Annotated in this window: 12 protein-coding genes; 3 read left to right on the forward strand and 9 right to left on the reverse strand. The window is 70.4% G+C overall.

Features of this window, described 5'->3' with window-relative positions:
• Positions 1-25: 25 nt before the first annotated feature.
• The 6 genes from ACTWQE_RS32895 to ACTWQE_RS32920 all read right to left on the reverse strand — a co-directional run bounded on the left by ACTWQE_RS32895 (position 26) and on the right by ACTWQE_RS32920 (position 4,215).
• The gene (locus tag ACTWQE_RS32895) at positions 26-616 is read right to left on the reverse strand and encodes a hypothetical protein (RefSeq protein WP_443332752.1); all 591 of its coding nucleotides are present in this window, start codon (positions 614-616) and stop codon (positions 26-28) included.
• Positions 617-1,095: 479 nt separating this feature from the next.
• Positions 1,096-1,830 carry a hypothetical protein gene (locus tag ACTWQE_RS32900; protein ID WP_443332753.1) on the reverse strand — a complete coding sequence of 245 codons (735 nt, stop codon included), beginning with the start codon at positions 1,828-1,830 and terminating at the stop codon, positions 1,096-1,098.
• Between the two features lie 273 nt (positions 1,831-2,103).
• A complete protein-coding gene (locus ACTWQE_RS32905; RefSeq protein WP_443332754.1) occupies positions 2,104-2,400 on the reverse strand; it encodes a hypothetical protein in 297 nt (98 codons plus the stop codon).
• A gap of 83 nt (positions 2,401-2,483) precedes the next feature.
• Positions 2,484-3,011, reverse strand: coding sequence for a hypothetical protein (locus tag ACTWQE_RS32910; RefSeq protein ID WP_443332755.1), 528 nt, complete (start codon positions 3,009-3,011; stop codon positions 2,484-2,486).
• Between the two features lie 214 nt (positions 3,012-3,225).
• Positions 3,226-3,672 carry a GNAT family N-acetyltransferase gene (locus ACTWQE_RS32915; protein ID WP_443332756.1) on the reverse strand — a complete coding sequence of 149 codons (447 nt, stop codon included), beginning with the start codon at positions 3,670-3,672 and terminating at the stop codon, positions 3,226-3,228.
• A gap of 144 nt (positions 3,673-3,816) precedes the next feature.
• A complete protein-coding gene (locus ACTWQE_RS32920; protein ID WP_443332757.1) occupies positions 3,817-4,215 on the reverse strand; it encodes a hypothetical protein in 399 nt (132 codons plus the stop codon).
• Between the two features lie 479 nt (positions 4,216-4,694).
• Between ACTWQE_RS32920 and ACTWQE_RS32925 the strand changes: the two genes are divergently transcribed.
• Positions 4,695-5,144, forward strand: a complete 450-nt coding sequence (locus ACTWQE_RS32925) for a lactococcin 972 family bacteriocin (protein WP_443332758.1) — start codon at positions 4,695-4,697, stop codon at positions 5,142-5,144.
• A 194-nt stretch (positions 5,145-5,338) separates the two neighbouring features.
• Complete coding sequence (locus ACTWQE_RS32930; protein WP_443332759.1) at positions 5,339-5,956, forward strand: DUF6518 family protein; 618 nt, start codon at positions 5,339-5,341, stop codon at positions 5,954-5,956.
• A gap of 368 nt (positions 5,957-6,324) precedes the next feature.
• Here the strand turns inward: ACTWQE_RS32930 and ACTWQE_RS32935 are convergent, their stop codons facing one another.
• From ACTWQE_RS32935 to ACTWQE_RS32945, 3 genes are all read right to left on the reverse strand, one after another.
• Positions 6,325-6,729, reverse strand: a complete 405-nt coding sequence (locus ACTWQE_RS32935) for a hypothetical protein (protein WP_443332760.1) — start codon at positions 6,727-6,729, stop codon at positions 6,325-6,327.
• Between the two features lie 173 nt (positions 6,730-6,902).
• Entirely contained in the window at positions 6,903-7,412 is a 510-nt protein-coding gene (locus ACTWQE_RS32940) for a hypothetical protein (protein ID WP_443332761.1), read from the reverse strand.
• Positions 7,413-7,673: 261 nt separating this feature from the next.
• Positions 7,674-8,465, reverse strand: a complete 792-nt coding sequence (locus ACTWQE_RS32945; RefSeq protein WP_443332762.1) for a hypothetical protein — start codon at positions 8,463-8,465, stop codon at positions 7,674-7,676.
• On the opposite strand from ACTWQE_RS32945, the gene ACTWQE_RS32950 reads away from it, so the two are divergent.
• On the forward strand, positions 8,440-8,700 hold a 261-nt coding region (locus ACTWQE_RS32950), incomplete at its 3' end, for a hypothetical protein (protein ID WP_443332763.1). The genes ACTWQE_RS32945 and ACTWQE_RS32950 overlap by 26 nt on opposite strands.

Below are 8,700 nucleotides of genomic sequence, written 5' to 3' on the forward strand. Positions count from 1 at the left end.
GCACGCCCCCGGCGGCCCCCCGGGGTCAGGTTGGTGGGGGGAATGGTGCGGCGGGCCCAGGGGCCGTGGGCGGTGCAGGCACGAAGACGGTCGGGGGCGCGGCCGGCGCGGCGGCCAGCGTCGGGAACAGTTCCATCTGGGCGGCGGCGCATCCGGTGCCGCACGGCGAGGTGAAGGGCTTCTTCGTCACGGTCGTCTCCTCGTTGAGGTGTTCGGTGTGGTCGGGCCGGTCAGACCTGGCGTAGTTGTGGAAGTCGTCGCTGACGGGGAACTCCTCCGTCTCGTAGGCACGCGCGCCCGTCCAGGTGTTCAGCGGGCCGGGCGTCTCCTGCTGACCGCTGAGCCACCGGTGGATGTCGGGCTGGACCTCGAAGAGGCCGCCGTCCTCGTCCTCGACGTAGAACACCGAGTTGCCGCCGAACCCGAAGTCGTCGGCGTAGTCCCACACGCAGACCAGGTACGGGCCGCCCTCGTCGTGGATGCGGCCGAAGACGGTCCGGATGCCGTCGGCGCTGTAGCCGTCCGCGAACCGGCCGTGCAGGTCGGCGAAGTCGGTCAGCACGGCGGCCCGGGCGGCGGCGGCGCAGGCCTGCGGGGTGGGTTCGAAGGCGGTCATGTCGGAGCCCTTTCCATCGGAGTTGAGGTTCTTCGGTGCGGCCCGGGCGGGCGGGGATTCCCATCCCGCCGACGCCCGGGGCGGTGAGGTTCGGCCGGTGCTGCCCGCCAGGCCCGGAGGGGGATCCGGGCCCGGCGGACGTCGGGCTACTTCTGGTAGGCGGGGATCAGCGCGCGAACCTTGTCCTCAAGTGCGGGGCGGGTGGCGGGTTCACGGTGGCGGAGCGGGCGGTTAGCGCCGCAACCACAGACGGAGGCCCCTCGTGCAGCAGGCGGGGGGGGGACCAGGCACGAGCGGTGGTTGGTGTCCGGGGGGCAGCCGGGGTGGCGGGGCGACCCGGCGCGGGTCACCGTGTCAGGCCGGAGGGTCAACGGCGCAAGGGCCCGTTGCCCCGGGGGTAGCAGTGCGGCTCTGGGCCGCGGTCCCCCGGGGCGGGCGCGGCTGAGCAGGGAGCAGCGCGAGTCTCCCCCCGGGGGGTGTCAGTGGGCGGGGCCGAAGCGGTCGGGGTCCAGGAGCCGGATCGCGGTGACGATCGTCTGGGTCTCGTGGGGGCGCATCGGGCCGTGTGCGAGGAGGTAGTCCAGGGCGGCCGGTTCGCTCCTGTGGTGAACCTCGTGGGCGGTTCCGGCCTGCCACTGGTCGGCCTCATTAACGAGGTAGCTGAACAGTTCGTCGGCGGTCTTCTGCGGCAGGGTGCGCTCGCCTGCCCTGGGCGCTGGGGTCAGGTCGGGCAGCGTGGTGGGGGGTGTGCCGGGGAGGGCGGCGAGAGTGGCGGCGGGGATGATGCCCAGGGGTGCGTTGCGGTAGTGGGTTTCGCAGTCGCCTTCGTCGTCGGAGGGGGTCAGGCAGATGTAGCGGTGGCTGTTGGCCGTCAGGCGGTTGAGGGTGTCTTCTTCGAGGGAGGCGTTCAGGGCTTGTGCTTGGTGTTCTTCGCACCTGTCGCACTTCTTGCAGGGGCAGTCCGCGAGGCTGTGCGGGTCGGCGCGGTAGAGAACTTCGAGGTGCTCGGCGACGCGCACGCACGCGCGGCCCGTCCACTCGGGGAAGTAGGCGACGACCAGATCACCAGCGCTCACCTGGTACGCGCGGACCACGGTGATGTCCTCGACGCTCACGCCAGGGGGCAACGGGTCGTAGAGGTCGGGGTCCTGGGGGCGGTTGCCGAGCTGGAAGGTGTCAGGGCTGTCGGGCAGCGTGAAGGTACGCATGAGCATGAAGGCCTTTTCTGGGGCAGTGAAGGAGAGGGAGGAGGGGGCCCCGGCCACAGCGGTGGCGAGAAGGTTTGAACCGCCTGGGCCGGCCCGGCGGTTCAGATCGTGGCCGGGAGCGGGGTAAGCCACGCAAGCGCGGGCGCGGCGGGCCGGGACACAGCCGGGCGAGCCGGAAGGCGGGGCCCGCCCGGCCGGTTCAGCCGGTGCGGGGGCTGGGTGCGCCCGACCGCCAGCCCCGCTGTCCCACCTGCGGCGGTCTGCTTGTTCCGCTGCGCCTCACTGGCCCTGATCGGGCACGCGCCGGACGTAGACGCGGTACTCCCCGATGAGCGTCCGGGCCTCGGCCTGGAACTCCCCCGCTGGTGCGAAGCCCTGGTTCACCGGGCGCAGCGCGCGCCGGATTTCGTATGCGTCCTGGCGGGCGCCGCTGGATGTGTGGTGCTGGCCGAGCAGTGCCCACTCGCCCGGGTGCTGGCGCAGTGCTGCCGCGAACGCCTCTCGCGCCTCGCGAAGGCGCGGGACCGGTGGGGCGGGCGTCTCGAAGCGGATCGGGCTCGGCTGTGTGAGCGACATGGTTGTGACGGGTCCTCTCGTTGTCATGGATAGGCGTGTGGTGTGAGCGCCGAGACCAGGACCGGCCGCGGCGGGTTCGGTCTTCACCGCCCGGCGTGGGTGAGCACCGTGCAGGATCGGGCGGGCAAGCGGCGCCGGCCGTAGTGGGGCTTGGCCGCAGGGGTATCGCGGCGTCGCCGGGGCGGCGGGGCCGGGGCGGCGGGGCCGGGCTGTCTGCGGTGACCGGGCCGGAGCAGGCGGAGGGGGGGCCGCCGGGCTCCGTCGATACCGCGTAGCGCCATGTCGATGACCCAGAGGCGGTAAGCCCCCGCCCGTTCCTTGGGAGTGGCGGGGCGGTTCCGGGACGGTGCCGTGAGGTACGGGCGTACCGGGTCGATGGTGTCCAGGAAGGGGCGCGGGGCGGCTGCCTCCGCCGCGTACGGGCTCCGGTGAGCGGGCCAGGGCTTGCGCCACGGTTCGGGGTGGTGCGCCGGCGTGGGTGCGGGTGCGCGGTGCCGCCCGCTGGCGGGGAACAGGCGCTCCGCCCAGCGGACCAGGGTCGCGCGGGGGTCAGGTCCGGGAATGAGCGCCAGGACGAGGCGCCCGAAAAGGCGCGCGATAAGCTCTCGCATGTCTTCAGCTCCACCAAGCTGTAGGCCACTCCCCGGGACGGTTGCCGCCGTCGCCGGGGTCTGATTGATCTTGACCGTAGGTCTTGGCGTTGCGGAACACAGGTCCGGCGGCTCAGCCGTTACGTTTCCGCAGCTCAGGACATGCGAGAGCCCCTGACCCTCCACGGGCCAGGGGCTCCTTCTGGTGATCTCGGCGCGGGGCTGGGTGGTCTCCTCAGACGGTCGGTCGGAGGATCATCGCGTCATACACCGGGGATTCCGGGGCGTGCTTGATGCGGCCGATCACCTCGTACCCCCACCGCGGGTAGGCGGAGCGGGCGGGCTCGTTGTCGATGATGCACGTGAGGGTGGTCCACGGCTCCGCGCGGCCGGTCACCATCTCGTCGTGCAGCCGTCGGCCGATGCCCTGGTTGGTGTGCTGCGGCAGCACCATCAGCTCACGCAGCCAGAACACCCCGCCTTCCTCAGCGGCCTTGACCACGTCGGCGGGCCGAGCGTCGCCGAGGGAGACCCACCAGGCGCGATCGGGTTCGAGGGTGACGCCGTGGACGTACCCGGCAAGGGTCCCGTCGTCCAGGTGCGCGGTCACGGTCTCGAAGCCGCTCATGTCGAACGCGGCGTGAAGGCGGTTGATGTAGGTGGGAACGGCGAAAGGGGTCACCCGCGTACGGAGGGGCGTTGTAAACCTCCGCGTAGACCGATCAGCTCGTCTGCGATTCCCTTCGCCGCCTCCGGGTCGTGGCGGCGCAGGGTGAGGTGAGGGGTGTGGGTGGGCATCTGCCGTGGTCCCTTCCGGTGGCGGTCGTCAGGCGATGTGCAGGTCTAGCAGCTCGATGGTGTCGCGAGCATCGCTGTTGGCCTTCTGGTAGGGGCGTAGGCCCTCGCGAACACGGCGGAGCTGCCGCCGGTTGCGGGTCGACGTCATGCCTCCGTCGATCAGCCGCAGCGACTCGCGGGCGGCGGCGACGGTGTGGTCAAGGTCCTGGTCCTGAATGGCGGCGCCGGCGAGCCTGGCGAGGCACATGCCCCGGTTGCGGGAGTGCTCGATGTCTTGAAGGGCGGAGGAGCGTTCCAGCAGCCGCACCGCCCGCTTGTGCTGTCCGAGATCGGAGCGGCACATGCCTTCGAGGCAGACCAGTTCGGCCTCGTTGAGGAACCCGCTCCACTCCGGGTATCGGGTGCCACTCCTCGTCCGCGGGGGCACCTCCGGGACAGCGCCGCCCCGGGCCTTCACCAGCTCCGGGCCGTCAGCCCTGTTTCGTCGGCGCCGCTGGTCGAATCATTTCGGCACGGGCCCAGGCACTGGACACCTCCTCACGCGAGGCGGTCAGTGAAACAGCCGCAAGATCACTAACTGGGCAACGGTGCAGCAACTCTTCTCCGATACATCCTTGATGACTGCGAGTAGGCCAGCGAAACCACCCATTTTCGGCCACGCGGCACTCTTCGCGATTCAGCAACCGGAACAACACGCCCCCCATTGGCAACACACATTGCCCCGGGTAGCAGTCCGGCCACGCCAGAAAAAGCGGAGCACGGATATTCGAAAACTCCAACGTAAAGATCGGCCACACATCCAGCACAGTCTGTACATATGCGACTACCAGGCACAGACTTTCTCGCGAAGATCTAGCGCGCAGATCTCGTCCAACCTCCCACAAGCACAAGGAGCTTGACAGCACTATGAAGACGTCCAAGAGAGTCGCCGTCGCCGCCGTGGGGATGGCAGCAGCCGCCGGAACCCTCTTCGCGGCTGGCCCGTCCGTCGCGTCCACCCCGCAGCCCGTCGTCGTCACCGCGACCAGCGACATGACCCCGCCGGCAGCGCTCATAGGACCGAACGGCGAGAAGCCCACGGAGTGGGGTATGACTGCGGTGCCCGTCTCCCCTTCCGGCGTCACCCCCCTCACCACCAAGGAAGTTGGCGGGGGTACGTGGAGCTACGGCAACGTCCCCGTGGCGACCGGGTCGAAGTGCTACTCCAACTACATCCACCCGACCAAGCGCCACTCGGCGACGGCTATCAAGGCCAACGGCACTGACAAGACCTATGCCGACAAGGACCTTTGGGCGAAGGCGTCGGTGACCAACGGCGCTGCGTACACCTGCTACACGTACTGGGGCGTCTACTAAGATGCGCGGAGCGCGATAAGCTCTGAATGCCTTACCGAAGTCCCGGCCGCCCGGAATCTCAAACTCCGGCGGCCGGGACTTCGGCGCACCTCTACACCCCCCACGGCACACCATCACTTCGGCGGTGACTACGCATCATGACTCACGCGGAACTGACACGTGTTCAAGACGGCGGCTCCCAGGGGCGCTCCGTCATGAGTACTTGGATCTCCACACACACGCTCGCTCTGGTAACGGGGGCGGTTCTCGGCGCCTCGGGCCCGCTGCTCCTCTCGACCGGAGGGCAGGCAGGAAATGCGGCGCACCTGACCTTGAGCGCGGGTTGGGCCTGGGCCGCCCTGGCCTTCCTCATCGGCATATTCGGAAGGACGAAGATCCAGTCTGCCAGTGCCGGGACGACGGCCCTTGTCTGCGCGGTACTCGCGTACTACCTGACGAAGGCGGGCCAGGGTGAGTACGTGTCGGCTGACCTCAACGACCTGACAGGGCAGACGACGTACTTCGACTGGGGTGTATTCATCTCGAAGCTGTTGGCGTGGTTCTTCTTCGCCTTCCTTCTCGGCCCTCTCCTCGGATTTGCCGGAAACTTGGCACGGAACGGCCCGTACCGCCTTGTGTTTCGGCTCCCAGTGCCACTCGTGGTTCTGGTCGAGACATCGATGCGGATGCAGAATGAGGCCGCAATGCAGGGTCAGGTGGCTACTACGACATGGAGTGTCACGCGGATGGTCGCGGTGATCGCCCTCGTGGCCATCATCGTCCTGTCCCTGCTCGGAAATTGGCGCCATCGACGCGGCGCCTCCCGCGCCTGACGCCCCTGGAACCCGTACACGATCCGAGCCGCTATACGCTTGCGGTCCGGAGACCAAGATCAAGTGGGCATCCCCCCAGGTCAGAGGCTTGAAGGGTGCGAAGACACCGGACGCCGACGCGTCGGCCGCGCGCTCGCTCGCCTCGCCTCGTGTCCTTCGCTCGCGCTCTTGCGCGCGTGGTGCCAGTGGCACAGGGCCTGAAGGTTCGTGAGGCTGTGGTCATCACCGGGCTTGATGTGGTCCACGTCCGTGGCCGGCTCGGTGCACCGCTCGCCGTCGACCAGGACGGCCACGCAGCGGTACTGGCCGCTCCAGGTGGACCGGCCAGGAGCCGCGCGAGGAGGGGGGAGCCGGGGCGGGCCGCTGGGTCAGCGGATGCGGGGCGCGACCGGGGCCTTCGGGACTGCGGGAGCCTTCGGCGGGGCTGCCGGGGCCTTCGGCGCTGCGGGCTTGTTCTGGGTGCCGGTCGGCCTCTTGGTGAGGTCGGTCGGCTTCTTCGTCGTGCCGGATCCGCCGCCGTGGCGCTGCCGCCCGTCGTGGCCCGGGGCGATGCCGGTGCCCGCGCCGTACAGCACGCACGGCCGGGGACCGGCGGGGACCAGGTCTCCGGAGCCGCTGCGCGAGACGGGGCAGCGCGGCGGGGTGTCATCGTCCGCCGCGCTGACGGCGGGGATCACAACGGTGAGCACCATCAACAGGCCCAGGAGGGCGACGGCGGCCACCAGGAGGCCGTGAACGTGATGCGGCAGACGGCGGGTGTGCAGGGTGCGCACGGTGTGCCTTTCGATCGGTGCGGACCGGCCGGGCCGGTCCGCGTGGTGAGTGAAGCGGAGATGGGGGCTGGTTCAGCGGTCGCGCGAGGTCGCGCTCGTCCCTTCGAGCGGCACCGTCGTGCGGGGCGGGTCGATCTCGGAGAAGTCCGCCGAGTCGGCGAGGGGCGGGGGCATCAGGGCTCTTCGCGGCGCAACGTCACGCGGTGCGCTTCCTCGCGGCCCTGGTCGTACAGCTCGATCAGCCCGTCGGGGAACGACGTGGTGACGCTCTGCGGGTACTCGGCGGCGCCGAGCGCGTACGCGGCCTTTCCGGCGGTGTGCGGCACGTCGTCGTCGCCCCACACGGCCCACGGCCACATGCCGCCGATGAGGTACCGGCCGTGCACGTCCGGCACCACGACGACGACGCGCCCCAACGCGTCGTATTCCTCGGTCCACTGGAGAGTCAGGGTGCCGTCGGCGGAGAACGCGTAGCTCATGCACAGGTCGTCCCGGGCGACGTCAGCAGCGACCTGTGCGGCGGTCTCCTGGGTGAACAGGTGCGGGGTGTCGTCGAGCCACAGGGACGTGACGGGCAGTCCGACGTACGGGCCGAGTCCGGTCTCCGCGATGGTGAAGAGCTGGATGCTCAGGGGCGTTCCTTCGGCGTGCGTGGCGGGCGGCGTGGGCGGGATGGTGGCCATGGCGTCGGTTCCTTCCTAGCGGCGGGGAGAGTGGCAGAGGGCGGCCCGGCCTCCGGTGGGCGTGGCCGGGTGGGTGTGGCCGAACCGTGGAGCAGGGCGGTGCAAGGGCCGCAACAAGCCACCGACCGACGGGCGCAGGGGCCGGTGCGGCGGGACAGGCGCGGGGTAGGGAGCGGGGCATCCCCGCCGAAGAGGTCGGAGTCGTGCGAGATATTCGGGGGTGATGGCCGCACCATGCGGTGACGGCGGGAGTGGTGCAGGTCAGGCGGCTGCCGGGGATCGCTCGAATGCCGGAGTGCCGAACTGCTGGGCTTCGTTCTGGGTCATCGAGGGGTCGATGGCGGCGGGGGCCGTCCGGCTGTGCCGCACCCAGCCAGGGCACAAGCCCGGCTGGGTGCTGGGCAGTGCGCTCTCGTGCCGTGGTCTGGGGCCGTCTCGCGACACGTGGGCCCGGTGTGCTCCCCGGCCCGACTCGATCGGGCCGGGGAACCGGCTGTGGCGGGGGCTGTGGTGCCTAGAACGGGGGGCAGCACAGCGGCCCCGTGCACGCGTGTGCCGCCGCTTCCGCCTCCTCCCGCGCCTTGCGGGCTTCGTACTCGGCCGCCAGCCGCTCACGCCGTGCCACACACGGCGGGTTGTCGCACTCGCGGTGACCGGTGATCCCGTCCGTCGAAGCGTGATAGAGGTGATGGATCCGGTGTCCTCGCACCATCCGCAGAACGGGCGCAGACGGAGGAAGGCGGCGACCGCACGCGTGCACTCCTCGGCGTCCACGGCGGGGCGCCGGTCCTCGGCCGTGCCGTTGTAGACCATGCGCGTTCCCTGCTCGTCGGTCACGACGGCGTTGAACCCGATGAACGCTGCCCGGTCGACGTCGTAGCCCATGCGGCCGTTGCAGTCGTGCGCGGTGATGTAGAGGGTTGGCCCGTCGTGGCCCGTCGTGGCAAGCCATCCGCGCTCGGTGGCCCCCGCGCCCACCCGGTGGCTCACGCCCTGCTCGGTGAGCGCGCGGCGGATCAGCGCGCCCGTGTACAGGTCGGCACCGGGGCGCATCCAAGCCCAGCACCTCGCCGATCTGCCGGGTGGAGACCGGGCCGGCGGCCTGCCGCACCGCGGTCAGGATGCGCTGGTACTCCGCCGGCAGCACGGACTCAGCCACCTCCTGCCCACGGTCCGGGACCAGCCGCACCGCCCGACCCGCCACCTGGACCACCGGCGACCCGGCCTCCGTGCGCTCGTCGGCGAGCTGCTCGCTCATCCGCTGCCACACCCGCTCGGCCACGGCCAG

It is taken from the genome of Streptomyces sp. 8N706, from assembly GCF_052245415.1.
In the GTDB taxonomy this organism is placed as follows: Bacteria; Actinomycetota; Actinomycetes; order Streptomycetales; family Streptomycetaceae; genus Streptomyces.